Origin of the sequence: Ruegeria sp. HKCCD8929 (genome assembly GCF_013031405.1) — a bacterium.
Classification (GTDB): Bacteria; Pseudomonadota; Alphaproteobacteria; order Rhodobacterales; family Rhodobacteraceae; genus Ruegeria.
On record NZ_WPZY01000011.1, the window covers coordinates 38,418 to 63,069 of the forward strand.

The 24,652-nt window shown below is 63.0% G+C and carries 29 protein-coding genes; 4 read left to right on the plus strand and 25 right to left on the minus strand.

Going from position 1 to position 24,652, the window contains the following annotated elements; genetic code table 11:
- Positions 1-46: 46 nt before the first annotated feature.
- From GOX53_RS16695 to GOX53_RS16795, 21 genes are all read right to left on the minus strand, one after another.
- Positions 47-550, minus strand: a complete 504-nt coding sequence (locus GOX53_RS16695; RefSeq protein ID WP_254446594.1) for a DUF3291 domain-containing protein — start codon at positions 548-550, stop codon at positions 47-49.
- A complete protein-coding gene (locus tag GOX53_RS16700) occupies positions 547-963 on the minus strand; it encodes an MAPEG family protein (RefSeq protein ID WP_171178287.1) in 417 nt (138 codons plus the stop codon). Before GOX53_RS16700 ends, GOX53_RS16695 begins: the two co-directional genes overlap by 4 nt.
- A 4-nt stretch (positions 964-967) precedes the next feature.
- Positions 968-1,375 (minus strand): DUF5333 family protein, encoded by a 408-nt coding sequence (locus GOX53_RS16705; RefSeq protein ID WP_171178289.1) that lies wholly within the window; start codon positions 1,373-1,375, stop codon positions 968-970.
- On the minus strand, positions 1,372-2,670 hold the full coding sequence (gene nuoF / locus GOX53_RS16710; protein WP_171178291.1) for an NADH-quinone oxidoreductase subunit NuoF: 1,299 nt from the start codon (positions 2,668-2,670) through the stop codon (positions 1,372-1,374). Before nuoF ends, GOX53_RS16705 begins: the two co-directional genes overlap by 4 nt.
- 8 nt (positions 2,671-2,678) lie before the next feature.
- Positions 2,679-2,906 carry a DUF5337 domain-containing protein gene (locus tag GOX53_RS16715; RefSeq protein ID WP_171178512.1) on the minus strand — a complete coding sequence of 76 codons (228 nt, stop codon included), beginning with the start codon at positions 2,904-2,906 and terminating at the stop codon, positions 2,679-2,681.
- Positions 2,907-2,966: 60 nt separating this feature from the next.
- A complete protein-coding gene (gene nuoE, locus GOX53_RS16720) occupies positions 2,967-4,106 on the minus strand; it encodes an NADH-quinone oxidoreductase subunit NuoE (RefSeq protein ID WP_171178293.1) in 1,140 nt (379 codons plus the stop codon).
- Positions 4,107-4,379 carry a hypothetical protein gene (locus GOX53_RS16725; protein ID WP_171178295.1) on the minus strand — a complete coding sequence of 91 codons (273 nt, stop codon included), beginning with the start codon at positions 4,377-4,379 and terminating at the stop codon, positions 4,107-4,109.
- Positions 4,376-5,590 carry an NADH-quinone oxidoreductase subunit D gene (locus GOX53_RS16730; protein ID WP_171178513.1) on the minus strand — a complete coding sequence of 405 codons (1,215 nt, stop codon included), beginning with the start codon at positions 5,588-5,590 and terminating at the stop codon, positions 4,376-4,378. The genes GOX53_RS16725 and GOX53_RS16730 overlap by 4 nt, the downstream gene beginning before the upstream one ends.
- A gap of 78 nt (positions 5,591-5,668) precedes the next feature.
- Complete coding sequence (locus tag GOX53_RS16735; protein WP_171178296.1) at positions 5,669-5,806, minus strand: hypothetical protein; 138 nt, start codon at positions 5,804-5,806, stop codon at positions 5,669-5,671.
- 1 nt (position 5,807) lies between these two features.
- Entirely contained in the window at positions 5,808-5,981 is a 174-nt protein-coding gene (locus GOX53_RS16740) for a hypothetical protein (RefSeq protein WP_171178298.1), read from the minus strand.
- Positions 5,981-6,586, minus strand: coding sequence for an NADH-quinone oxidoreductase subunit C (locus GOX53_RS16745; protein WP_171178300.1), 606 nt, complete (start codon positions 6,584-6,586; stop codon positions 5,981-5,983). Before GOX53_RS16745 ends, GOX53_RS16740 begins: the two co-directional genes overlap by 1 nt.
- Entirely contained in the window at positions 6,583-7,116 is a 534-nt protein-coding gene (locus GOX53_RS16750) for an NADH-quinone oxidoreductase subunit B family protein (RefSeq protein ID WP_170494185.1), read from the minus strand. The genes GOX53_RS16745 and GOX53_RS16750 overlap by 4 nt, the downstream gene beginning before the upstream one ends.
- Positions 7,107-7,472, minus strand: a complete 366-nt coding sequence (locus tag GOX53_RS16755; protein ID WP_171178302.1) for an NADH-quinone oxidoreductase subunit A — start codon at positions 7,470-7,472, stop codon at positions 7,107-7,109. Before GOX53_RS16755 ends, GOX53_RS16750 begins: the two co-directional genes overlap by 10 nt.
- 185 nt (positions 7,473-7,657) lie before the next feature.
- Positions 7,658-8,446 carry a crotonase/enoyl-CoA hydratase family protein gene (locus tag GOX53_RS16760; RefSeq protein WP_171178304.1) on the minus strand — a complete coding sequence of 263 codons (789 nt, stop codon included), beginning with the start codon at positions 8,444-8,446 and terminating at the stop codon, positions 7,658-7,660.
- Positions 8,439-8,969, minus strand: a complete 531-nt coding sequence (locus GOX53_RS16765) for an AAA family ATPase (protein WP_171178306.1) — start codon at positions 8,967-8,969, stop codon at positions 8,439-8,441. The genes GOX53_RS16760 and GOX53_RS16765 overlap by 8 nt, the downstream gene beginning before the upstream one ends.
- Positions 8,970-9,824, minus strand: coding sequence for a hydroxymethylglutaryl-CoA lyase (locus GOX53_RS16770; RefSeq protein WP_171178308.1), 855 nt, complete (start codon positions 9,822-9,824; stop codon positions 8,970-8,972).
- Positions 9,825-9,909: 85 nt separating this feature from the next.
- Complete coding sequence (locus GOX53_RS16775) at positions 9,910-11,841, minus strand: acetyl/propionyl/methylcrotonyl-CoA carboxylase subunit alpha (RefSeq protein WP_171178310.1); 1,932 nt, start codon at positions 11,839-11,841, stop codon at positions 9,910-9,912.
- An 18-nt stretch (positions 11,842-11,859) separates the two neighbouring features.
- Positions 11,860-12,330, minus strand: a complete 471-nt coding sequence (locus tag GOX53_RS16780; protein WP_171178312.1) for a thermonuclease family protein — start codon at positions 12,328-12,330, stop codon at positions 11,860-11,862.
- 194 nt (positions 12,331-12,524) lie between these two features.
- Positions 12,525-14,132, minus strand: coding sequence for a carboxyl transferase domain-containing protein (locus tag GOX53_RS16785; protein ID WP_171178314.1), 1,608 nt, complete (start codon positions 14,130-14,132; stop codon positions 12,525-12,527).
- Complete coding sequence (locus GOX53_RS16790; protein WP_171178316.1) at positions 14,129-14,605, minus strand: hypothetical protein; 477 nt, start codon at positions 14,603-14,605, stop codon at positions 14,129-14,131. The genes GOX53_RS16785 and GOX53_RS16790 overlap by 4 nt, the downstream gene beginning before the upstream one ends.
- The gene (locus GOX53_RS16795; RefSeq protein ID WP_171178318.1) at positions 14,602-16,119 is read right to left on the minus strand and encodes an AMP-binding protein; all 1,518 of its coding nucleotides are present in this window, start codon (positions 16,117-16,119) and stop codon (positions 14,602-14,604) included. The genes GOX53_RS16790 and GOX53_RS16795 overlap by 4 nt, the downstream gene beginning before the upstream one ends.
- A gap of 188 nt (positions 16,120-16,307) precedes the next feature.
- Between GOX53_RS16795 and GOX53_RS16800 the strand changes: the two genes are divergently transcribed.
- On the plus strand, positions 16,308-16,913 hold the full coding sequence (locus tag GOX53_RS16800) for an OmpW family protein (RefSeq protein ID WP_171178320.1): 606 nt from the start codon (positions 16,308-16,310) through the stop codon (positions 16,911-16,913).
- Between the two features lie 65 nt (positions 16,914-16,978).
- On the opposite strand, the gene GOX53_RS16805 is transcribed toward GOX53_RS16800, so the two are convergent.
- From GOX53_RS16805 to GOX53_RS16820, 4 genes are all read right to left on the minus strand, one after another.
- Positions 16,979-17,509, minus strand: a complete 531-nt coding sequence (locus tag GOX53_RS16805; protein ID WP_171178322.1) for a lysozyme inhibitor LprI family protein — start codon at positions 17,507-17,509, stop codon at positions 16,979-16,981.
- Positions 17,510-17,511: 2 nt separating this feature from the next.
- Positions 17,512-18,678, minus strand: coding sequence for an isovaleryl-CoA dehydrogenase (locus GOX53_RS16810; protein ID WP_171178324.1), 1,167 nt, complete (start codon positions 18,676-18,678; stop codon positions 17,512-17,514).
- A 190-nt stretch (positions 18,679-18,868) separates the two neighbouring features.
- Complete coding sequence (locus tag GOX53_RS16815) at positions 18,869-20,059, minus strand: DegT/DnrJ/EryC1/StrS aminotransferase family protein (protein WP_171178326.1); 1,191 nt, start codon at positions 20,057-20,059, stop codon at positions 18,869-18,871.
- Positions 20,060-20,120: 61 nt separating this feature from the next.
- Complete coding sequence (locus GOX53_RS16820; protein WP_171178327.1) at positions 20,121-20,792, minus strand: HAD-IA family hydrolase; 672 nt, start codon at positions 20,790-20,792, stop codon at positions 20,121-20,123.
- 133 nt (positions 20,793-20,925) lie between these two features.
- On the opposite strand from GOX53_RS16820, the gene glmU reads away from it, so the two are divergent.
- Genes glmU through GOX53_RS16835 form a run of 3 tightly spaced genes read left to right on the plus strand, consistent with a single transcriptional unit; the run spans position 20,926 to position 24,652 of the window.
- Positions 20,926-22,278 (plus strand): bifunctional UDP-N-acetylglucosamine diphosphorylase/glucosamine-1-phosphate N-acetyltransferase GlmU, encoded by a 1,353-nt coding sequence (glmU, locus tag GOX53_RS16825; RefSeq protein ID WP_171178329.1) that lies wholly within the window; start codon positions 20,926-20,928, stop codon positions 22,276-22,278.
- Positions 22,279-22,282: 4 nt separating this feature from the next.
- Positions 22,283-24,106 carry a glutamine--fructose-6-phosphate transaminase (isomerizing) gene (glmS, locus tag GOX53_RS16830; RefSeq protein WP_171178331.1) on the plus strand — a complete coding sequence of 608 codons (1,824 nt, stop codon included), beginning with the start codon at positions 22,283-22,285 and terminating at the stop codon, positions 24,104-24,106.
- Between the two features lie 3 nt (positions 24,107-24,109).
- The gene (locus GOX53_RS16835; protein WP_171178333.1) at positions 24,110-24,652 is read left to right on the plus strand and encodes a pyridoxamine 5'-phosphate oxidase family protein; all 543 of its coding nucleotides are present in this window, start codon (positions 24,110-24,112) and stop codon (positions 24,650-24,652) included.

Genomic DNA, 24,652 nt, shown 5'->3' on the forward strand with positions numbered 1-24,652 from the left:
CCCGCTCCGGCGGCCTGTTGGATATGCGAATCCTGCGTCATCGCGTTCACTCCGCCGCTACCGGCGCGCAGCCATGGCTGCGCCACATGGTGGCTTCTTTCACTTCGTTCCAGCCGAATGCATGGTCGCTGGGACCATGGGCCCGCAGGTGCTTCAGGCGTTCCAATGCCTCGCTCAACGTTGGCTTATGGCCCTTCGGCACCCACCACATGACGAAATGCATCTCGCCCAGAAGTTCGAACCACTCCTGCCGACGCTCATAGAATTGCCGGTGGATGGTTCCCCAGACGAACCGTTCCAGGCTGGGCGTATCCTCCCAGACCGTAAGATTGGCAACGAATTGCGGATCGTCCCCGATATTGTTTTCGGTGTTGCCGGTCCCCGGCTCGCCCGAGCCTTCCATCATCCAGACGAAACCCGGCATGCGCTTGCCCAGCCCGTTCACACGGTCGAGCGCCTCCATGAACTCGGTCACGCGCGGATCGTCCGTCGGGGCCAGCAGGCGACCGACGTTCAGTTCGGCCAGGTGATATCCGTCCGGCTGAATCAAAACGCCGCCACCAATGCCATGAGGCCCAGAACCGCCATACAGGCCCATCCCGCCACGTAAAAGATCGAGCGCACCCCGCCATGCGGATTGCCTGTGCCGCGCAGATGAATGATCAGCATCAAGATCCGCGCCAGCAGCGCGAGCGAGGCCAGAAGGTTCACCCAGAACGGGCTGGCGCCGGCAAGGATCGCCGCCACGGTCACCGTCAGGAATGCCGGCAGCGTTTCGGTGCCGTTCAGATAGGCCCGGTTCAGGCGATAGGCCTTGTCCGCATAGTCCTGTTCAGGCGTAGCTCCAGGGGCCAACCCCTTGCCCTGTTTGGCCAGCGCCGAGAATGGCGACATGGCCAAAACGATCAGCGTGAAGATCACCAGTGAGGCAATCGCGTGGGAATATGCGTCAAAGCCTTCCATCAACTCACTCCTTGATCAGAAATCGCCCGATCGTGTCATTCTTGCCCGCCACTTCCTGCGCAAAGGCACACATCTTGCCGGTATTTCCGGGATCGACGCCCCGAGCACTCAGAACCGCTGCCGCCTGTTGTTCCAGCCAGGCTGTCTTTCCGTAAATCAAAAGCCGCCGCATCATGCGCTTGTTCAGCCCCTGTTCTGCCGCCATGTCGGACGCAGCGTGAACGAACTGCTGATAGTCCGAGCCACCGATCCGGCCGATCCCCTGGCATGAGCTGCTGATCATGTCCGCCGCGAAAATCTGGCCGACAGCCTGGTCAAGCGCGGCGGTGCTGTCGGCAGACGCAGAGCCTGCACCCGCCGTGGCAGCGACTGCGGCAAGAGACCGGAGGGTATTTCTGGGACCATTGGTCATTCGGCTGCCATCGCTCCCATGCGGCCAGATTTCTGCGCCTTGATGCGGTCCTCGATCTCTTCGCGGAAGTTGCGGATCAGGCCCTGGATCGGCCAAGCCGCAGCGTCGCCAAGCGCGCAGATGGTGTGGCCCTCGACCTGTTTGGTGACATCGAACAGCATGTCGATCTCTTCCAGTTCGGCTTCGCCGCGCACCAGACGGTCCATCACGCGCATCATCCAGCCGGTGCCTTCCCGGCAGGGTGTGCACTGACCACAGCTTTCATGCTTGTAGAATTTCGACAGACGCCAGATCGCCTTGATGATATCGGTGGATTTGTCCATCACGATCACCGCAGCCGTGCCAAGGCCCGAGCCCAGCTCGCCGCGCAGATAGTCGAAATCCATGAGCGCGTCGCGCATGTTCTCGCCGCGCACGCATGGCACGGACGAGCCGCCAGGGATCACCGCCAACAGGTTGTCCCAGCCGCCGCGAATGCCGCCGCAATGGGTCTCGATCAGGTCTTCGAATGAGATCGACATCGCCTCTTCGACTACGCAGGGATTGTTCACATGACCCGAGACGGCGAACAGCTTGGTACCCGCATTGTTGGGGCGGCCAAAGCCTACGAACCAATCAGCGCCGCGCCGTAGGATGGTGGGTACCACGGCGATGGATTCGACGTTGTTCACCGTGGTCGGACAGCCATAAAGGCCCGCGCCCGCCGGAAACGGGGGCTTCATGCGCGGCATGCCCTTTTTGCCTTCCAGGCTTTCGATCAGGGCGGTTTCCTCGCCGCAGATATAGGCGCCTGCGCCGTGGTGCAGGAACAGGTCGAAATCCCATCCCGAACCGGCAGCGTTCTTGCCCAGCAGCCCTGCATCATAGGCTTCGTCAATCGCGGCCTGAAGCGCCTCGCGCTCGCGGATGTATTCACCGCGGATGTAAATGTAGCAGGCATGCGCGTTCATCGCGAAGGACGCAATCAGGCAACCCTCGATCAGCGTGTGCGGATCATGACGCATGATCTCGCGGTCCTTGCAGGTGCCGGGCTCGGATTCGTCCGCGTTCACAACAAGATAGGCCGGACGCCCGTCGCTTTCCTTGGGCATGAACGACCATTTCAGACCAGTGGGAAAGCCGGCGCCGCCGCGCCCGCGCAGACCTGAGTCCTTCATCGTCTGAATGATCCAGTCACGCCCCTTTTCGATCAGGCCAGCGGTGCCGTCCCAATGCCCCCGGGCCTGCGCGCCTTTCAGCGTGCGCTCGTGCATCCCGTAGATGTTGGTAAAGATCCGGTCCTGATCCTTCAGCATCGCTCGACTTACCTTTGGCTATCCTGACGCATGCGCCAGAGTTGAAAAATGTTGACCCCCGCATAGATAAACCCCGCCAGCGCGGCGAAGTCGAACAGCAGGGCATACCGGCCCGGCAGGCCGATGGCGGGACCGATGAACAGGGTCAGCGCAAGCCAAGCCAGCATGGTCACCGCGATGACCAGTCCGATGTAGCGGCCCTTGCGGGCTATGGCGTGTTCCTTGTCCGTGCTCATCGCTTCCGGTTCATCCCGGCGCCCATCGGATGAGGACGCCCATTGTCTCATTCCCGGCCCCTATTTCTCGTAGGTGCCTTCATCCTTGGCGCGTTTGGCGAAATCGGTCTCTTCGCCCGCTGCCAGTTGTGCCGCCTGTTCGATCCAGCCATCACGCTCGATCCGGCCCTTGAACTTGAGCCGGGCATCGACCCAGGCCACATGCGCCGGGGTCCAGGCCGCGATCTGGTCGAAATGGTAAAAGCCCAGTTCGTTCAGCGTCTGCTCCAGCTTGGGGCCCACGCCCTTGAGCAGTTTCAGATCGTCCGCCCCGCCTTCACGCGCGGCTTGCAGGGTGTGGGGCTGCTCCTCGGCGGTTGCATCCGCCTTTTCGGCCGGTTTCGCGGCAGGCTTGGCCGCCTTGGCTTCTTCGGCCTGTTTCACGGCGGGTTTCGGCGCCGCTGGCGCTGCTGGCGGTTTTTCCGACGCCTTCGTGCTAGCGGTTTTGCCATCCTCGCCCAGCCAAGGGGTCAACAGCGGCACTTCGGTCCCGTCGATCCGTTTGACGCTGTCGCCAATATCGGCGGCCAGTTGCACCGAGGCGTTGTATTGTGTCCGGCCGCTTTCATACTCGGTCAAGCTGGTCAGCCCCTTGAGCGGTTCCGCGCCGTAGCGGCCATTCTGCGGACCCGGTACCGGCACCTTGCCTGCGGTCAGATCGTCAATGATCCGGGCAAAACTCTCGGAGGTCAGATCCTCGTAGTAGTCCTTACCGATCTGCGCCATCGGCGCGTTGGTGCAGGAGCCGAGGCATTCCACCTCTTCCCAGCTCAGCTTGCCATCGGGGGACACCACATGCGGCTTGTCGGCGATTTTCTCGCGGCAGACCGCGATCAGATCCTCGGCGCCGCAGATCATGCAGGACGTGGTACCGCAGACCTGAATATGTGCAACGGAGCCAACCGGTTGCAACTGAAACATGAAGTAAAAGGAAGCAACCTCAAGCACGCGGATATAGGCCATGCCCAGCATGTCGGCGACGGATTCAATCGCCGGGCGGCTCAGCCAGCCCTCCTGCTCCTGCGCACGCCACAAGAGCGGGATGACCGCGCTGGCCTGACGGCCCTCGGGGTATTTGGTGATCTGCGCTTCGGCCCAAGCCTGATTGGCGGAGGTAAAGGCAAAGCTGTCGGGTTGTTCGGGATGCAGACGGCGCAGCATTTACTTTTCAAGCTCCTCAATCGGAATGCAGACCACGCGGTCTGCGGCCTGCTTCAGCTCGCCGCTCGCGGCAAAAGCCTGAAAGTCCTCGTCGCTGACATCGAAGCGGCAGATGAATGTCCCCATGGATTCCCCTTCCAGCAAAACCACACCGGGCCGGATCGTCGTGTACCCGATCGTATCGGTCACCAGATCGCTGATATCAGGCTGCGTGCCCGCAAAGGCGGGAAGCCCCGCAACGGAGAGAGCACTCAGAGTAAGAAGGCGGTTCATCGGTCGATCTCTCCAAAAACGACGTCCATGGTGCCGATGATGGCGGCAACGTCGGCCAGTTGGTGGCCCTTGGCAACGTGGTCCATGGCTTGCAGGTGCAGATACCCCGGCGCGCGCAGCTTGGCGCGGTAGGGTTTGTTGGTGCCGTCGGCGACCAGATAGACGCCGAACTCGCCCTTGGGCGCCTCGACAGCGGCATAGACCTCGCCCGCGGGCACGTGGAAGCCCTCGGTGTACAGCTTGAAGTGATGGATCAGGCTTTCCATCGAGGTTTTCATGTCCGAACGGCTCGGCGGGGTGATCTTGCCGCGTGCCAGCACGTCGCCGGGGCAATCGCGCAGCTTGGCGATGGCCTGCTGGATGATCGAGAGCGACTGACGCATTTCCTCCATGCGGACGAGATAGCGGTCGTAGCAGTCGCCGTTCTTGCCGACGGGGATCTGGAACTCGAACTCATCATAGCATTCATAGGGTTGCGCCCGGCGCAGGTCCCAGGCCAGACCCGAGCCGCGCACCATGACGCCCGAGAAGCCGTAGTTCAGGATGTCTTCCTCGGTCACCACGCCGATATCGGCGTTGCGCTGTTTGAAGATGCGGTTCTCGGTCAGCAGCCCGTCGATGTCGTCCAGAACAGCCGGGAATTCGTGGCTCCACGCTTCGATATCGTCCAGCAGTTCCGGTGGCAGGTCCTGATGCACACCGCCGGGACGGAAATAAGCCGCGTGCAGGCGGGCGCCGCAGGCGCGTTCGTAGAAGACCATCAGCTTTTCGCGCTCTTCGAAGCCCCACAGAGGCGGGGTCAGCGCGCCGACGTCCATCGCCTGCGTGGTCACATTCAGCAGGTGGTTCAGGATGCGCCCGATCTCGGAATAGAGCACCCGGATCAGAGAGGCCCGGCGCGGCACCTCGACCCCGGTCAGTTTTTCGATGGCCAGACACCAGGCATGTTCCTGATTCATCGGCGCCACATAGTCGAGCCGGTCGAAATAGGGCAGGTTCTGCAGGTAGGTGCGGCTTTCCATCAGCTTTTCGGTGCCACGGTGCAGCAGGCCGATATGCGGGTCGCAGCGCTCGACGATCTCTCCGTCCAGTTCCAGCACCAGACGCAACACGCCGTGGGCCGCAGGGTGCTGCGGGCCGAAGTTGATGTTGAAGTTGCGGATCTTCTGCTCGCCCGTCAGAGCGTCTTCGAAGCCCTTGCCGCCATCCATCATCGTGTCTCTCCTGTCCGAGCGCAGTGCCCGGCTTGTCATTCGGTCCGGCCCCGGAGGCCGGTGCTCAGGGTCGGCTCAGCGCCGCCCCCGCTTGTTCTTTTTCGCCTCGGCCGGGACGCGGGCCTTTTCCGCCTGCGCGGCCTTGGCAGCCGCCCCCGCCAGCAACAACCCCAACGCGCCGAGGGCCGCTAGTTCTCCAAGCAATGTCAGCATGTCAGCGGCGCTCCAGCTCCTGCAGTTTCATCCCCATCCACCACAACAGCGCAATTGTGCCGAACGGGATCAGACAGACCAGACACCAGTATTTGTTGATCCCGAAGAACGGCAGCAGCTTGACCATCGGAATGATAGTCAGCGCAGAAAGGATCAGCCACCAGATGCTTCCCATCACGTGTTCTCCTGTTTCTCATCTCCCGGCAGAATGTAGTTCGCACCGTCCCACGGGCTCATGAAGTCGAATTGGCGGTATTCCTGCACCAGGTTGACCGGCTCATAGACGACGCGCTTTTGCGCCTCGTCATAGCGCACCTCGGTGTAACCGGTGGTCGGGAAATCCTTGCGCAGCGGATAGCCGCGGAAACCATAGTCGGTGAGGATGCGCCGCAGGTCCGGATGGCCCGAGAACAGGATGCCGAACATGTCGAACACCTCACGCTCGAACCAGTTGGCCGAGGGGTGCACATCGATGATCGACGGCACCATGTCATCCTCGCGGATCGACACCCGCAGGCGGATGCGCTGGTTCTGATACATCGACAGGAAGTGATAGACCACGTCGAACCGCTTGGCCCGCTCCGGATAATCCACACCTGTGATGTCCACCAGGCTCGAGAACTGGCAGTTCCGGTCGGATTTCAGATACTCGACGAATTCCACAAGGTTGGATGGCGCCACGTCGATGTTCAACTCGCCATACGTCACATCCCAGGCCAGCACGCAATTGGGGCGCTTGAGTTCGATATGCTGCCCGAGTTCGTTCAGTGCTTCGCTCATCGTACAATCGTCCCCGTGCGGCGGATCTTGCGTTGCAGCTGCATCAGGCCATAGAGCAGCGCCTCGGCGGTCGGCGGGCAGCCGGGGACGTAGATGTCCACCGGAACGATGCGGTCACAGCCGCGCACCACTGAATAGGAATAGTGATAGTAACCACCGCCATTGGCGCAGGAGCCCATCGACACCACGTAACGCGGCTCGGGCATCTGATCATAGACCTTGCGCAGCGCCGGGGCCATCTTGTTGGTGAGCGTCCCAGCCACGATCATCACGTCAGACTGGCGCGGGGAGGCGCGCGGCGCGATGCCGAACCGTTCCGCATCGTAGCGCGGCATCGAGGTGTGCATCATCTCGACCGCGCAGCAAGCCAGACCGAATGTCATCCAGTGCAACGAACCGGTGCGCGCCCAGTTGATGATGTCTTCGGTCGAGGTCAGCAGGAAGCCCTTGTCCTGCAGTTCTGCATTCAGGGCCTGGGTGGCGACTTCCTTGTCGACGCCGGCGGTGTTTGCACCCGTCATCACTCCCATTCCAGGGCCCCTTTCTTCCATTCATAGGCAAAGCCGATCGTCAGCACCGCCAGGAACACCATCATCGACCAGAAGCCGACATCCGAAATGTCGCGGAACCCGACGGCCCAGGGGAACAGCATGGCAATCTCGAGGTCGAAGATGATGAAGAGGATCGACACCAGGTAGAACCGGACATCGAATTTCATCCGCGCATCGTCGAAGGCGTTGAAGCCGCATTCATAGGCGCTGACCTTTTCGGGATCGGGGTTGCGGACGGCCAGAACCACCGCCGCGAGAATCAGGACAATTCCAAGGCCGACGGCGACGACCAGAAACACCAGGATGGGGAGATACTCCCGCAACAGCTCTTCCACGAGTGGCTCCTTTCCTGCGCGCGGCTCTTAAGCGCGCCGTCAATTGGCGTGTTGACTGGACATTCTCTACCTGCGCGGGGTCAGAGGGTCAACCAAGCGAAAACGCGCAGCGGCGGTTTAGTCGCGGCGCTAGCCGCCCGGAATTTCGGATGATTTCGCAAACGGCGCCCGCTGCGCAACAGACGTCAAACCTGACTGTTCCATGAAGGTTTTCTCTTGCCGAAAAACGCCGCGATCCCCTCGCGCGCCTCGTCGGTCTTCCACCGGTCCACCAGCGCCTGAATCGTCCGGTCGATCACGTCTTCGTCGATCCGGGGGCCAAGGTCGCGGGCCAGTTGCTTGGCGGACGCCACCGCGCCCGGAGCGCAGGCGAGATAGGGGGCCACCTCGGCCTCGACCGCCTCGGCCAGCTGGTCGGCAGGCACGGATTTGGCCAGCAAGCCCAGTCCCACCGCCTCGGCGACGTCAAAGAGCCGCGCCGACATGAACACCCGCCGTGCCCGCGCCTCGCCCATCCGGGCGATGACATAGGGCCCGATGGTGGCCGGGATCAGACCCAGCCGCGTCTCGGTCAGGCCCATCTTCAGACTGTCCACCCCAATGGCGATGTCACAGACCGAGGCCAGCCCCACCCCACCGCCAAAGGCATTGCCCTGCAAGGCCCCGATCACCGGCTTGGGCAGTGTGTTGAGCGCCTGCAACATCTCGGCCAGCTTGCGCGCTTCGACAAAACGCGTCTCCGGATCCGCAGCCATCTGGTCCTGCATCCAGCCCAGATCGCCGCCGGCGCAGAACGTCTTACCTGCACCGGTCAGCACCACCACCCGCACAGCGTTATCCGCAGCCAGCTGGCCCGCCGCCGCGCTCAGATCGGCCAGCATCTGCGCTGACATGGCGTTGTGTTTTTCGGGACGGTTGAGGGTCAGCGTCGCGACGCCACGCGCGTCGGTGGAAACATCAATGGTTTCAAACATCACCATTCTCCTGAGTTTCATTCCGGATGGCCGTCCCAAGAAGGGCGACAGCCTCCCGCAGAGTTGTCCTGGCCGTGTCGATGCGGAAATCGGGGGCCGGAAAAGGCTCGTATCGGCGCGCCTGCACCGCCTGCCAATCAGGACCAACCCGGCCCGAAAGATCGACCGAGCGCGTCTCGACACGCTTGCGGTGTTCCACCTCATCAGAGCACCAGATCTCCACGTCCAGATGCCGCGCGCCGATTTTCCGAGAAACCTCCCGCCATGCATCACGCGACAGGCCAATCGGGTTCACGCAATCGGCAATGACGTCAAATCCCTGCTCCAGAGCGCCCTGTGCCACCGCCTGCGCCGCCGCATAACCGCCATCGGCAAGATCGTTGGTCTGCATATGCGAGGCCTTTATCGCGGTTTCGATCTGATCGATCCAAAGCCACAGCGCGCCCGTCTGCCGCGCAACCTGGCGGGCAATGGTGGTCTTGCCGACGCCCGGCAAGCCGGACAGGCACATCAGCACCGGCACCTAAGCCCCACGCATTGCCCGGGCCATCCCGGCGGCTTCTTCCAGCACCTCCGCATTCAGCCCGGTTTCATAGCCCAGCCGCTCCAGATGCGCCGCCACCGCCTCGGTCGCCACATTGCCCGCCGCTCCCGGAGCGTAGGGACATCCGCCCAAGCCCCCGACGGCGGCATCAAACACCCGCACGCCCAGCGCCAGTGAAGCGTCGATATTGTCAATGGCTCGCCCGGCAGTGTCATGATAATGCCCCGCCAGCCGCGTCATCGGTACGCGCTCGCGCACCGCCAGCAGCATCTGGGCAATCGAGGCCGGCGTTGCCTGCCCGATGGTGTCGCCCAGCGAAATCTCGTAGCAACCCAGTGCAAACAACCGGTCCGCCACTTCGGCCACTTTTTCCGGCGGCGTCGGTCCGTCATAAGGGCAATCGGTCACGCAGGAGACATAGCCCCGCACCGGCAGATCGATATGCCGCGCGGCCTCGAGGATCGGCACGAAGCGCTCAATCGATTCGTCGATGCTGGCGTTGATATTCGCCTTGGAAAACCCCTCGGAGGCTGAGGCAAACACCGCGATCTCATCCGCCTTCGCTGCTAGCGCATCCTCATAGCCACGCATGTTTGGCGCCAGCGCTGCATAGCGGATGCCGTCCGCCCGGGAAATCCCCGCCAGCACCTCAGCCGAGCCGGCCATCTGCGGCACCCATTTCGGAGACACGAAACTGGCCACCTCGATCCGGTTGAACCCGACCCGGCTCAGACAATCGACCAGCGCCACTTTCTCGGTCACCGGGATCTCGCGCGCCTCGTTCTGCAGCCCGTCGCGCGGCCCCACTTCGAATATCTCGACCCGTTCGCTCATCCCGGCGCCCTTCCCTGCTTCTTCTTGCTGCAAATACGCAAATCCCACCGCCGCAGCCTGCGCCGCCGCCGGAGGGGAAGCAACCTCATTCCTCTTCCAGCCGCACCAGCGCCGCCCCGGCCTCGACCTGAGCCCCTGCCCCGGCCAACACCTCGGCCACCACCCCGTCGCGGGCGGCCAGGAGGGAATGCTCCATCTTCATCGCTTCCAGAATGGCCAGCCGGTCACCTTCCTTCACGGCCTGCCCGGCCTCGGCAAACACCGCCTTCACCAGCCCCGGCATCGGCGCCTCGATCACGTTGGTATCGCCGCCTGCGGAGGCATCCCGGTCCAGCGGGTCGATCACGTCAAAGGCCAGTCCATATCCGTCGAACACGGTCACAACCGAACCGGCCACGGCCACATCCGGCATCGCCTGCCCGGCGATCCGCCAGCCTCCGTCGCGACGCTCGGCAAGCACTTGATCCTCGCCCCACTGCCAGAGCTGCCGGTCCGGCCCGGCAACTTGCACATCCATCGGGAAAACCTCACCCTGCCAGGCCAGATCCACAGCTCGGTGTAGCGGCGCCCAGAGCGAGAAACCGGTTTCCTCACCGGTCTCGAACAGCCCCAAAGCCGTCATCGCTGCCGCCACCTTGTGCCGGGGCTCGGGCGCGGGCTCCCGCACCAACGTGTCCAGATCACGCGCGATCAGGCCGGTATCCACGTCGCCCGCCGCAAATCCCGCATGCCGGGTCAGCGCGCCAAGGAAGGCCAAATTGGTGACGGTGCCGCCTACCTGCGTGCCGCTCAGCGCCCGGTCCAGTTTCGCCAGCGCCACCTCGCGCGTGGCCCCGTGCACGATAACCTTCGAGATCATCGGGTCATACCACGGGCTGATCGTGTCGCCCGCCCGCACGCCGCTATCAGCGCGGCAGCCCGCCGGGAACCGCAGATGGGTCAGTGTACCTGTGGCGGGCAGAAAGCCCTTGGGCACGTCCTCGGCATAAAGCCGGGCTTCGAAAGCGTGGCCGGTGATGGTCAGGTCTTCCTGCCGCTTTGGCAGGCTTTCCCCGGCAGCGACGCGCAGTTGCCATTCCACCAGATCGACGCCAGTGATGGCCTCGGTCACGGGATGTTCCACTTGCAAACGCGTGTTCATCTCCATGAACCAGAACCGGTCGGGCCGCAGCCCGTCCGAGGCATCGACGATGAATTCCACCGTGCCCGCGCCCTTGTAGCCGATGACCTCGGCGGCGCGCACGCCCGCCTGCCCCATCGCCTCGCGCATCTCAGCCGTCATACCCGGCGCCGGAGCCTCTTCGATCACCTTCTGGTGCCGCCGCTGCAACGAGCAGTCGCGTTCGAAAAGGTGCACCGCATGGGTGCCGTCGCCAAAGACCTGCACCTCGATATGGCGGGGCTTGGCGACGTATTTCTCGACCAGCACCGCGTCGTTGCCGAAAGCCGTCCGCGCCTCGCCCCGGGCGCTGTCCAGCGCGGCAGCAAAGTCCTGCGGACGCTCGACCAGCCGCATCCCTTTGCCGCCACCGCCCGCTACGGCCTTGATCAGCACCGGATAACCGATGGCGTCCGCCGCGCCGGACAGATGTTCCGGATCTTGATTATCTCCATGATAACCCGGCACCACGGGCACACCTGCCTGCTCCATCAGCACCTTGGCCGCGTCCTTAAGCCCCATCTTGCGGATCGCATCCGCCGAAGGGCCAATGAAGACCAACCCCGCCGCCTCGACGGCACCGACGAATTCGGGGTTCTCAGAAAGGAAACCATAACCGGGATGGATCGCCTGCGCGCCATTATCGAGCGCCGCCTGAATGATCACCTCGCCCCTCAGGTAACTCTCCGCCGGAGCCGCACCGCCGATGCGGACGGCCTCATCGGCCATCTGTACATGCTTGGCCGAGGTGTCGGCGTCCGAGTACACCGCTACACAAGCCACCCCCATGGATTGAGCCGTTTCGATGACGCGGCACGTAATCTCACCCCGATTGGCGATCAGGATCTTGTCAAACATTGCTTTTCTCCTGCTGCGTCAGTGACACCAACTCGGCCAACCCCGACCGGAATGCGGCCGGGCGTGGCCCGTTTCCACCATGAGACTGGCGAGAGATCGACCATCCAACCACACCTTGATCAGGGCCCGTTTGTCCACGTCCTTTCCTTCCCGGACGATTGTCACGTCCTTGGCCCCCATGACGGCCAGACGTAGCGCCCGACGCGCGGCAAAGGCCTCGAGAAACTCCGACTTGCATCTGGCATAGTACAATTTTGGCGCGCTGAACCCTTGCAGCCGCCCGACTTCGACACCGCGCGCCGGACACCAGGTACGCACGGTGTTGCCATCGACAACCGACACGATCCGGCATCGGTCGTCCTGATCGGCGTCCTTCGACCACAAAAACAAGTCCGGCAGTATCTGAAACAGAACGAACGACACAACTATCGCGGCCAATACTGCCCTGAGATAAAGTCGCGGGTTCAGGATGCTTGGCAGCAAAGGCATGTTCGCCGCCCGAGGGTCTGCATCCGGGCGCCCTTGAACGTCGCCATTTCGGCCTGATGTACGCCCGGCGAACAGTCTTGTCTTCATCGCAATCGCTTAAGTTAAAAGTTGAACCCCGGCACCCCTGATCAAACAGGAGTTGTGTCAGGGCAGAGTGCGGTGCCTTTCGTTTCGATGCAAGCATGTCGAGCCCCTTACATCCGGAACACGCCAAAACGTGTCTCCTCGATCGGCGCGTTCAGCGCCGCACTCAGGGAAAGCGCCAGCACGTCACGGCTCTTGCGCGGGTCGATGATGCCGTCATCCCAGAGCCGCGCCGAGGCGTAAAGCGGGTGGGACTGGTGTTCGAACATCTCCAGCGTGGGGCGTTTGAATTCGGCCTCCTCCTCGGCAGACCAGGTGCCGCCCGTACGTTCGATCCCGTCGCGTTTGACGGTGGCGAGAACCCCGGCCGCCTGCTCGCCCCCCATGACCGAGATGCGCGAGTTGGGCCAGGTCCACAGGAAACGCGGCTGATAGGCGCGGCCCGCCATGCCGTAATTGCCCGCCCCGAACGAGCCGCCGACCAGCATGGTAATTTTGGGCACATTCGTGGTAGCCACGGCAGTCACCATCTTGGCGCCGTGCCGGGCGATGCCTTCGTTTTCATATTTGCGGCCGACCATAAAGCCGGTGATGTTCTGCAAGAACACCAGCGGGGTTTTCCGCTGCGAGCACAGCTCCACGAAATGCGCCCCCTTCTGGGCGGATTCCGAGAACAGCACACCATTGTTGGCGATGATGCCGATGGGGCAGCCCTTGAGATGAGCAAAACCGGTCACAAGCGTCTCGCCAAACCGCGGTTTGAACTCGTCAAAGCGCGAGCCGTCAACCAGCCGTGCGATCACCTCGCGGATGTCGTAAGGCGTGCGCAGGTCGGCGGGAACGACCCCCAGAATTTCCTCGGGATCATACGCCGGGTCCTCCGGCGCCTCCAACCGTAGGCCGGGCTTCAGCCCGGCACCCCCGAAAGACCCAACCGCCCGCCGCGCCAGTGCCAGCGCATGGGCGTCATCCTCGGCCAGGTAGTCGGCCACGCCGGATAGACGCGTGTGGACGTCGCCGCCGCCGAGGTCTTCGGCGCTGACCACCTCGCCCGTCGCTGCCTTCACCAGCGGCGGACCGGCGAGGAAGATGGTGCCCTGTTCCTTGACGATGATCGTGACGTCGGACATGGCCGGAACATAGGCGCCACCGGCAGTGCACGAGCCCATGACGACCGCGACCTGCGGGATGCCCTTGGCGCTCATCCGCGCCTGATTGTAGAAGATGCGGCCAAAGTGGTCGCGGTCGGGAAAGACCTCGTCCTGATTGGGCAGGTTCGCGCCACCCGAGTCCACGAGGTAGATGCAGGGCAGATGGTTTTCCTCGGCAATCTCCTGCGCGCGCAGGTGTTTCTTGACCGTCATCGGATAGTAGGTGCCGCCCTTCACGGTGGCGTCGTTGCAGACCACCATGACCTCCTGCCCCGCGACCCGGCCAATGCCCGCGACGACACCGGCGCAGGGCGCGGCTCTGTCATACATGTCATGCGCCGCTGTCGCGCCGATTTCGAGAAAGGGGGAGCCCGGGTCCAGCAGGTTCGCCACCCGCCTGCGCGGCAGCATCTTGCCGCGGGATTCATGCCGCGCGCGGGATTTCTCGCCGCCTCCCATGCGTGCGTCCTCGGCAGCGGCAGAGATCTGAGCCAGCGCGTCGAGATGCGCGGCGCGGTTTGCCTTGAAACCTTCAGAGGCGGGCATGGCTTTGGATGTGAGTTTCATTCCTTAACCTCCAAGGCAAGTCGCTGCAAATAACGCCATTGTACCCAATCACCAGTTTTCAGATAAATGTCGCACCACGTTTCTATTGGGATTTCGTCAATGGGCGATGCGTCACAGACATCAAACACGTCTTCGACTAACTGCCGGTATTTACGTTCATAGTTACGCGCGGTCCAAGTCGATCCTTCAATTCTTTGAGGTATTCTGTCTTTGATCGCGAGAGAAACCGAAACCACATGATCGCCAAAATCAGTAAGGCACTGTAGTTGTTTATCTTTAGTGCGACCGGCCACACAGTATTGGACGGCCAGATCTGCGCAGTTGATGTCCATGACCATCCCATTGCCTATCTGCGTAAGTTGGGCGCAGCCGTCGAACCAATCAATAACGTCGATTGGCAATGGATCGGTTTCCGCATTAGCTTTGCAGACGAAGGACATAGAAAACGAAATGGCAACCAGAAAGTACTTCATTCAGCAGTCTCCTCCGCCGCCAAACGTTTTAGTTCCTTCCGAATAACCTTCCCCGTCATCGTCATCGGTAGTTCCTCCAAAAACGCGATCTCGCGCGGGTAGGAATACTGCGCCAGACGGTCCTTGACCCAGCCCTGCAACTCCTCCACCGAGGCTTCAGCCCTCGGTTTCAGCACGACATAAGCCTTCACGATCTCGGTCCGCAAAGGATCGGGTTTACCAACCACTCCAACTGTCGCGACCGCCGGATGGGTCAGCAGGCAATCCTCAATCTCCGCCGGACCGATGCGGTAGCCGGATGAGGTGATCACGTCGTCCTCGCGGCCCACGAAGCGCAGATAATCGCCTTCCCATACACCCCGGTCACCGGTGATCAGCCAGTCTCCACGGAATTTCTCGGCAGTCGCATCAAGCCGATCCCAATATTCCAGCAGCATCGAGGCCGAACCCCGGCGGATGGCCACGTCGCCCTCATCCGTCGTCGGGGTGCCGTCCTCGTCGATCACCGCCACCTCGTGCCCCGGCACCGGCTTGCCGATGCAGCCCGGGCGCACCGGGAAGTCCTCGGCACAGGAGGACACCACCATGTTGCACTCGGTCTGGCCGTAGAACTCGTTGATCGTCAGGCCGAACGCCTGTTCGCCCCAAGCCAGCATCTCGGCGCCCAGCGGCTCGCCGCCCGAAGCGACCGAGCGCAGCCCCGGAATCGCCTTATCCGCCGCCTTGAGCATCCTGAGCGCCGTGGGCGGGAAGAACACGTTGCGCACTCCGCCGCGTGCGATCACGTCGGCGCAGGCCTGCGGGTCGAACTTGTCAAGCCGGGACGCGACCACCGGGATGCCCAGCGCCAGACCCGGCATCAGCACGTCGAACAGCCCGCCGATCCAGGCCCAGTCGGCCGGGGTCCACAGGCAATCGCCCTCGCGCAGGTGATTGTGGCTGATCGACACGCCGGGCAGATGACCCGTCAGCACCCGGTGGCCATGCAGCGCGCCCTTGGGGCTGCCGGTGGTGCCGGAGGTATAGATCAGCACCGCCGGGTCCTCGGGGCCGGTATCCGCGAAATGCACCGGCCCGCCCTCCTCGCCGATTTCATCAACCATCAGCGGGGTGGCCAGATCGCCCAGCACCTGCGCCCCCTCGGCGTCGGTCAGAACGATCCGCGCCCCGGCATCGCCCACACGGGAGTGCAGCGCGTCCCTTTTGAACAGCTTGAATAGCGGCACCGAGATCGTGCCGGTCTTCCAGATCGCTAGATGCGCGGCGGCGCACCAGGGGGACTGGCTGAGCAGCACGCCAACCCGGTCACCCGGCGCAACCTCGCGCAGCAGGCGGCGTGACAAGCGGTCGACCATCTGGCGAAGCTGCGTGTAGGAGACATCCACCCGCTCCGGACCGGTCAGGTCGATGATCGCCGTTTGGCCATCCCCGCCCCGCAGGCATTGCTGTGCCATGTTGAGGCGTTCGGGGATGTCCCAGCCTCCCGCTTGATGCAGACCCGGTATGCGCCTCATGGATAGCCCCTCGCGCACTCACAAAAATGTTTTTTACTTTCAAAGCCTTGCCAAAGTTTCCCCAACCGCCTCGGCCGCAAGTACGGCTTCTGGCCACTCGGCACTTGATCCAGATCAGAGCCGCAGTCCGGTCCGGTGTCCAGAACGGGACCGGCACCAATTAATGCAGTATGAGAATAGGAGTTCCCATGAAACGCACAGCCGCCGCTCTGGTTCTGACCACGGCCCTGACCGCCCTTGCCGCCCCTGTCGCGGCGCAATCGCAGGGCGACTGGACGGTTGGCGTCGGGTTTGGTTACCTGGATCCGAAATCCGACAACGGCACGCTGGCGGGCGCGGCTGCGTCCATCGACGACGACACCCGCCCGATCTTCACTATGGAGTATTTCATCCGCGACAATATCGGGATCGAACTGCTGGCCGCGACGCCGTTCGAACATGACGTCACGCTGGCGGGTCTCGGCAATGCCGGTTCGGTCAAGCACCTGCCGCCCACCCTGTCGGTCAACTACCACTTCGCCACCCAAAGCGCGTGGAAGCCTTATGTCGGGCTGGGACTGAACTACACCACCTTCTTCGACGAGCAATCGCCGCTCGGAAACCTTGAGGCGGACGATTCCTTTGGCATCTCGGTGCAGGCCGGCTTGGACTATCAGATCACCGACAGGGGCGCACTGCGCCTGAACGTGCGCTGGTTCGACATCGAAAGCGACGTTACCCTGAACGGCGCGCCCATCGGCACCGCCGATATCGACCCCATTCTGGTGGGCATTTCCTACGTCCACAGCTTCTGATCCCTCGGTACCGGCGGCCCCGCGCCGCCGGCGAACGGCCCGCTTGCCATCTGGCGCGCGGGCCGTCATTTCACCAACCCCAGATTGCGCAAATCCGAAACCCGCTCGGCCCGCAGGCGGATTCTGCATACGTATTGCGTGCTGCTGGCAGCCGTTCCGGCACCCCGATGGGCGCTTTCCAGAAAACACTGCTCTTGCGCATAGGTCAGCCATGCGGCTTCGGTTCGCAGAAACAACTCCAGCCTGTCGTCGGCTGCACTCTCAAACCGGATTGAGTCCGCATCAAAGGCAATAGCCGCGTCGACAACCCCGGACACGGTCTCGCTGTAAAGCTGGTCCCAGATGCGCATCTCCGCCACCAGGCACTGCTCCATATCCAGGCGCGAGTAAGGTTCGATCAGCCTGTCCCGGCAGTCCTGGACCGTGATCTCTGAACAGGCCGAACCGGCCTTGGTGAATGCGTCTGTCTGCATGCAGTCGCGGATCGCGGCGATGTCCCGCTCAAACTGCGCGCGCTTCCTGTCCAACTCCGGATCAGCCGCCAAAGCGGGCCACGCAACGGAAGCCACCAGAGCCAATGCAAGCGCCGCGCGCATGGTCAGACTCCCATGGTGCCCATCATCTCGCGCCCGATCAGCATCCGGCGGATTTCCGAGGTGCCCGCGCCGATCTCCATCAGCTTGGCGTCGCGGAAAATGCGGCTCACGGCGGCATCGGACAGGAAACCGGCCCCACCCATCGCCTGCACCGCCTGATGCGCCTGCGCCATCCCCTGCTCCGAGGCATAGAGACAGCAGGCCGCCGCGTCCTGGCGGGTCACATCGCCCCGATCGCAGGCCTTGGCGACCTCGTAGACATAGGCTCGGGCCGAGTTCATCGCCGTGTACATATCCGCGATCTTGCCCTGCATCAGTTGGAAGGTCCCGATCGGCTTTCCGAACTGCTTGCGCTCGGCCAGATAGGGCATGACCTCATCCAGACAGGCCGCCATGATACCGGTGCCGATCCCGGCCAGCACCACACGCTCATAGTCGAGGCCCGACATCAGCACTGCCACGCCCTTGCCTTCTTCGCCCAGCACGTTCTCGAAGGGCACCTCGACGTCTTCGAAGATCAACTCAGCCGTGTTCGACCCGCGCATCCCCAGCTTGTCGAAATGGGGCGAGGTTGAGAAACCTTTCATCTCCTTCTCGATCAGAAATGCGGTGATCCCCTTCGACCGGGCCTCCGGATCGGTCTTGGCGTAAACCACCAGAGTGTCCGCGTCCGGCCCGTTGGTAATCCAGTACTTGTTGCCGTTCAGCCGGTAATGATCATTCCGCTTCTCGGCCCGCAGCTTCATCGACACCACATCCGACCCGGCCCCCGGCTCGGACATCGCCAGCGCGCCCACATGCTCACCCGAAATAAGGCGCGGCAGATACTTCTTCTTCTGCTCGTCATTGCCGTTCAGCTTGATCTGGTTCACGCAGAGGTTGGAATGTGCACCATAGGACAGCGACACCGACGCCGAAGCCCGCGCGACCTCTTCCACCGCAACCGTGTGGGCAAGATAAGACATCCCCGCGCCGCCATATTCCTCGGGAACGGTGATGCCCAGAAGGCCAAGCTCGCCCATCTCCTTCCACAGATCGTTCGGGAATGCGTTGGTCCGGTCGATCTCGGCGGCCATGGGCTTGACCCGCTCCTGTGCCCAGCGATGCACCACCTCACGCAGGGCGTTCACATCCTCGCCAAGGTCGAATTGCATGGTTGCGGTGAACATCGCGGCCTCCTCTCACGTTAATGAACACTTGTTCAATAACCGGGATAACAGCGAATCCGCCACCGGTCAACGCCAAGCCTTTCACACGACCCGGCGTTTCCGCACACGCCAACGGAAAATGGCGCCGCTCCGCTGGGGAAGGGCGCCAATCCAAAGACTCGAGCGTGCGCTGCAGGCGCACTCAATCTGGTTATGATTGATAGACCGCGCCGACCTCGGCCCGGATGATGCGAGCGATCAGCTGGCAATCGGCAAGGCTGAAGGTCAGCGGCACCCGCATGTCGATGATCCCGGCCAGAACGCGATCGCTTGCAGGCATTCGCTTGCTTTCCACGTAACGCCAGCTGTCATAGCGCGAGGTGAAACCGGTGGGCTCGGCGCCGCCGAACCATTTCAACTCAACCCCCCGCGCACCACAGCGCCGGATCACCTCGTTCACTCGCTCCGTTGCCCAGTCGAGCAGCAGGAACTGGATCGACGAGCCCACATAGGTCTCGGCTTCGGGCCGTTCGACAACAGTCAAGCCCGGCGTGCCGCGCAGGCCCTCCTCCAGCACCCGGTAACGTTCGTTCCAGCGCGTCACCTGCGCGTCCAGATCGCAAAGCTGAGGCCGCAGGATCGCCGCGCGCAGATTGTCCATCCGGCCCGAGACATTGGGGGTGTGATACTTGATCCGCTCGAACACCTCCGGCGACGGCGCCGCAAGATGGCGTTCGTAGAGCATATACGACCCCGACAGCATCACCGCCTTTGCCGCCAGCTTCTCATCATCGGTGATGAGAAGCCCGCCCTCGCCGGAATTCACATGCTTGTAGGTCTGGCAGGAATAGCAGCCGATGGCCCCTTGCCGCCCCGAGGCGACGCCGTTCCACGCGGCCCCCATCGTGTGGGCGCAATCCTCGATCACCGTGATGCCCGCCGTATCGCAGATCTGCATCAGCCGGTCCATGTCACACAGATGCCCGCGCATGTGGCTGAGCATCAGCACCTTCGCCTGATCCGCCTTGGCCGCGAGATCGTCCAGATCGATTGTCAGGCCCTCAGTCACACCGACAAAAATCGGCTGCGCCCCCACGGACGCAATCGAGCCCGGCACCGGCGCCAGCGTAAACGCATTGGTCAGAACCGGATCGCCCGGCACCACGCCCACCGCGCGCAACGCCGTGGCCAGCGCATAGCCACCCGAGGCAACGGCGAGGCAGTATTTCACCCCCATCCACGCAGCGAATTCCTGTTCCAGCAACGCAGTTTCGCCCAGCTCTCCGGGCGCCACATTGTAGCGGTGCAACCGGCCATGGCGCAGGACCGAGACCGCCGCCTCGATCGCCTCGTCCGGAATGGGTTCCTGCTGGGTGAAGCTGCCAGAAAATATCTCAGTCATGCGCCGTTTGTGCGGCGCGCTGTGCAGGTGGTCAAGGGGCGCGATGCAGAAATCGCCCGCCTCACGCGGCCTGACCGATGAGCCCCGGCACCAGCCCGGGCAGGTCGTCGAAATGATCCAATAGCGCCTCGGGCTGCAACGCGGCCATATCGGCGCCCGAGGGCCCGAAGGTCACCAGCACCGAGGGCACCCCCGCCGCACGTGCCGTGTTTCGGTCAGTATCGGAATCCCCGATCAGCACGCAGAGTGCCGGATCGCCTCCGGCCCGCCGTGCCGCCTCCCGCAGTGGCTCGGGGTCGGGCTTTCGCACTGGCAACGTGTCCGCACCGATCAGCGAGGCAAAGGCGCCGCGCACGCCGAGCCGTGTCAGCAGCAAATCGGCGAGCCTTTCGGGCTTGTTGGTGCAGATGCCGACGCCATAACCGGCGGCCTTCAGCGTCTCGACCGCTTCCAGCGCGCCGGGATAGAACTCTGTGTGATGGTCGATGGCCTGCGCATAGGCGTCGAGCAGCACCGGATAATACTGATCGACGGTCGCCGCCTCATAGGCATCCACCCGTTTCAGCCCATGGGTCAGCATCATTCGCCCACCCCGCAGGGCCACGGCGGCGTCATCCCCATGCACCAGCACATCGCCATGCCCCATGTCCCGAAAACAGTGATTGGCCGCGGCCAAAAGGTCGCCCGACGTGTCCGCCAGCGTGCCGTCCAGATCGAAGATTACTGTGCGCATCCTGCCCTCATGTTCGGCGGGTTTCCGCCACGCCTTGTTGCAAACGGCAACCTTGTTTGATCGCTCAACCGCTTGCGCCTTTGCCCTCAGCGGATAAAACGGACCGCAGCAAAACAAAAGAGAAATCATTTTCATGACCACTGCCCTTGTCATCCTCGCCGCTGGAAAAGGCACCAGGATGAAGTCGGATTTACCAAAGGTTCTCCATCCCATCGCCCACGCTCCGATGCTGGTGCATGCCATGCGCGCGGGCGCCGTTTTGTCGCCCGAGCGTACCGTGGTGGTCGCGGGGCACGGCGCCGATGACGTGCGCAAGGCGGTCGCGGTTGAGGATGAGACCGCGCAGGTCGTGCTGCAGGAGGAACAGCTCGGCACCGCCCATGCCGTGGATCAGGCGCGCGAGGCGCTGACCGGGTTCAGCGGCGATGTGGTGGTTCTCTATGGCGACACCCCGTTTCTACAACCCGATACGCTGGAACGTATGGTGGCGGCGCGGGCGACCCATGATCTGGTAATCCTCGGGTTCGAAGCGGCGGACCCCGCGCGCTATGGCCGCCTGGTGATGCAGGGCGACACGCTGGAGCGGATCGTCGAGTTCAAGGACGCATCAGATGAGGAACGCGCCATAACCTTCTGTAACTCAGGCCTTATGGCTTGCGATTCAAAAACGCTGTTCTCTCTGATCTCCGAGGTCGGCAACGGAAATGCTGCGGGCGAATACTACCTGACGGATATCGTCGAGATCGCTCGCAGTCGCGGCCTCAAGGTCACCGCCGTGGCCTGTGACGAGGAGCAGACGCTGGGCGTCAACTCCCGCGCCGATCTGGCAGCCGCGGATGCGGTGTTTCAGACCCGCGCACGAGTCGAGCTGCTGGATTTGGGCGTGACCCTGATGGCGCCCGAGACCGTCTATCTGGCCGCCGACACCGTGATTGGCCGCGACACGGTGATCGAACCCAACGTGGTCTTCGGCCCTGGCGTCACCGTCGAAAGCGGCGCCACGATCCGCGCCTTTTCCCATCTCGAAGGCTGCCATGTCAGCCAAGGCGCCGTGGTCGGCCCCTATGCCCGCCTCCGCCCCGGTGCGGAACTGGCCGAGAACGCCAAGATCGGCAATTTTGTTGAGATCAAGAACGCCGAGATCGGCGAAGGTGCCAAGGTCAATCACCTGAGCTATGTGGGCGATGCCTCGGTCGGAGCGGCGACAAATATCGGCGCGGGCACCATCACCTGCAACTATGATGGCGTGATGAAACACCGTACCGAGATCGGTGAGAAAGTGTTCATCGGCTCGAACACGATGCTGGTGGCGCCGGTCACGCTGGGCGACGGCGCCATGACCGCCACCGGCACGGTCGTCACCAAGAATGTGGACCCCGATGCCCTGGCCGTGGCGCGCGCCAGGCAGGAAAACAAACCGGGTTATGCGCGCAAATTGTTTGATATGTTGAAGGCGAAAAAGGCTCGCCAGAATAAAGGGGCCTGAATTTATGTGTGGAATTGTTGGAGTTCTGGGGAGCCACGAAGCGGCCCCCATTCTTGTCGAGGCGCTGAAGCGGCTGGAATATCGCGGCTATGACAGCGCCGGGATCGCGACCGTGAATGACGGCGCATTGGGCCGCCGCCGTGCGGTGGGCAAGCTGGTCAATCTCAGTGACCTGCTTGTGCATGACCCGCTGCCGGGCAAGGCCGGGATCGGCCATACCCGCTGGGCGACCCATGGCGCGCCCTCGGTGACCAATGCGCACCCCCACCGCGCCGGACCGGTGGCCGTGGTCCATAACGGCATCGTCGAAAACTACCGTGAGCTGCGGACGGAACTGGCCGAGAACGGCATCGCGTTCCAGACCGAGACCGACACCGAGACCGTCGCCCTGCTGACCGAGCATTACCTGCAATCCGGCCTCGCGCCGGTTGAGGCCGCGTTCAAGACCATCGACCGGCTCGACGGCGCCTTTGCGCTGGCCTTCCTGTTCGACGGGCAGGAGGATCTGATCGTTGCTGCCCGCAAGGGCTCGCCTTTGGCCATCGGGCATGGGGATGGCGAGATGTATGTGGGCTCGGACGCCATCGCGCTGGCGCCACTGACGAACAGGATCACCTATCTGGAAGAGGGCGACCGTGCCGTGGTCACCCGAACCTCGCTTGAGATCCGCACCGAGCAGGGTGAGCTTGCCAATCGCGAAATGCGCAAGATCAAGCTGGATCAGGCGCGCACCGACAAGGGCGAGCACAAGCACTACATGTCCAAGGAAATCGCCGAGCAGCCGGTGGTGGTGGCCGAAGCGGTACGCTCCTACCTGCCCACCGGCAGCGACCGGGTGCGCCTGCCCGGAGAAGGGCTGGATTTCACCAAGATCGACCGGCTGACCATGGTCGCCTGCGGCACCGCCTTTTACGCCTGTCTCACCGCCAAATACTGGTTTGAGCAACTGGCGAAACTGCCGGTTGAGGTCGATATCGCCAGCGAGTTCCGCTACCGCGAACCGCCCGTCACCGACCGCACGCTGGCGCTGTTCGTCAGCCAGTCGGGCGAGACCGCCGACACGCTGGCAGCCCTGCGTTATTGCGAGGGCAAGGCGGACAAGATCGTCTCGGTGGTCAACGTGCCGGAAAGCTCGATTGCGCGGGAGAGCGACATTGCGCTGCCCATTCATGCGGGGGTTGAGATCGGCGTGGCCTCGACCAAGGCGTTCACCTGCCAGCTGAGCGTGCTGCTGATGCTGGCGCTCAAGGCTGCTGCCGACCGCGGCACGCTGAGCGATGAGGAACTGTCAGATCACGCCGCCGCTCTGCGTGGGCTGCCCTCCGTGCTGAACGCCGCCCTCGATCAGAATCGCCCGATCCGCAAGGCCTCACAACGGCTGAGCGAGGCGCGGGATGTGCTGTTCCTGGGCCGCGGCTTGATGTATCCGCTGGCGCTGGAAGGGGCGCTGAAACTCAAGGAAATCAGCTATATCCACGCCGAAGGTTATGCGTCGGGCGAACTGAAGCATGGGCCCATCGCGCTGATCGACAAGCACATGCCGGTCGTGGTGATGGCGCCCCGCGATGCGCTGTTCGACAAGACCGTGTCAAACATGCAGGAGGTGATGGCGCGCAAGGGCAAGGTCATCCTCATCTCGGATGACGAAGGCATCGCCGAGGCCGAGGATGGCGTCTGGTCCACCATCCGTATGCCGCATATCCACCCCAGCCTCACCCCGGTCCTCTACGCGGTTCCGGCGCAGCTGCTGGCCTATCACACGGCGGTGGCCAAAGGGACGGATGTGGATCAGCCGCGCAATCTGGCGAAATCCGTGACGGTGGAGTGAACCATGGCCAAGCAGTTTCCTGCCCTCGATGACGCCCATCGCAAGTTCATCGAAGAGCAGCACATGTTCTTTGTCGGGACAGCCGGGACCGACGGGCGGGTGAATATCTCGCCCAAGGGCATGGACTCGCTGCGGGTGATGGGGCCGAGCCGGATCTTGTGGATGAACCTGACCGGCAGCGGCAACGAAACCGCCGGGCACCTCCTTGAGGTCAATCGCATGACGCTGATGTGGTGCTCATTCACAACGCGCCCGATGATCCTGCGCGCCTATGGCACCGCCCGCACCGTGCAGGCGGGTGACGCCGACTGGGAAAAGCTCGCACAGCACTTCCCGCCCCATCGCAGCGCGCGGCAGATTTTCGACGTGGAACTGGAAATGGTTCAGACATCCTGCGGCTATGCGGTGCCGTTCATGGACTACCGCGCGGACCGCGACACCATGCAGAAATGGGTGGACAACAAGTCCGACGCCGATATCCGCGCCTATTGGGTCGAAAAGAACCAGACCACCATCGACGGCAAACCCACCGGCGTCCCTGTCTGA